1 protein-coding gene is annotated in these 1,045 nt (G+C 49.0%); it reads right to left on the bottom strand.

The genetic code is table 11. The features are described from left to right. Window positions 1-118 precede the first annotated feature (118 nt). Window positions 119-1,045, bottom strand: a 927-nt coding sequence (locus GCWU000325_RS10390) for an IS3 family transposase (protein ID WP_006256597.1), incomplete at its 5' end; no start/stop codon positions are given.

Here is a 1,045-nt window from a genome sequence, read left to right as displayed (position 1 = left end):
AACTACATAGTTGGTTGACAGTTGTCTTCTAATTGCAAAATTACTCTTTTATTTTCTTGTTGCGGTTGTTTCTGCCTCCTTCTTTTATTGTTTGACTTAATAATGTGTGCCGAGGAAGTTATGCCGTCAACCTTCCGACTTCTTCCATTGGCGTTCTCATCTGCAGACTCTGATGCGGTCTGAACGTGTTGTACAGTTCGATGGCTTTCTTTGTGAGGCGCCTGACCTGCTGCAGACTTTTGTCTTCTGTATTGAAGAGCCATCCGTTCTTGAGCGTATTGTTCATCCTCTCGGCCAGAGCGTTGTGCAATGGGTCTCCGCTTTGTGTCATGCTTATTTGTATTCCAAGAGATTTGAGTTTGTCGACGTACTCATTGCAGCAGTATTGCACGCCGCGGTCGGAGTGGTGTATGAGTTGCGAGAGTTCGACATTATACTTTCTGTAGAAATCGATGGCCATAGAGAGGGCTTTCATCGGACCTTGTCTCTCAAGGGTCGGATGAAGACACCAGCCCACGATCAGACGTGAAGCGGCATCGGTTACTAAGGAGAGATAGGCCCAACCTGAAGAGGTTGCCACGTAGGTGATATCCGTAACGCACAGCTCACCGAAGCGGGCGGGATGTAGCTTGGGCCTTGTGTTGAGAAGGTCTTCATAGATGTGGTAGTGGTGATTGGAGTTGGTCGTCCTTGGGCGTTTGCGACGGCGAAGGCACAGACCATTGGAGCGGAAGAGCTCATAGCATTGGTCGCGCCCGATGGTAAACTTATCTGCATATTTGCGACGGCATAGCTCGTAAAGGATGCGTATGCCGGCCTTGGGTAAAGAGCTGCGAAGCTCCTGCGCATAGAACACGATGCTGCTGCGCAGGACGTCCAACTCCAAAGAACGATCCACATGGCGATAATATCCTTGTCTGCTTATGCCAAGATAACCGCAGAGTAAACTGACAGGATGACTTACCGGCTCCTGTCTTTCTTTTCCCTGCGACAAGGTCTTGATTACTTGGCAGCGGGAGTTTTTTCGTATGCGGATGTTGTATTT

It is taken from the genome of Alloprevotella tannerae ATCC 51259 (assembly GCF_000159995.1).
Taxonomy (GTDB): domain Bacteria; phylum Bacteroidota; class Bacteroidia; order Bacteroidales; family Bacteroidaceae; genus Alloprevotella; species Alloprevotella tannerae.
This window is presented reverse-complemented; position numbering and strand designations above follow the sequence as displayed.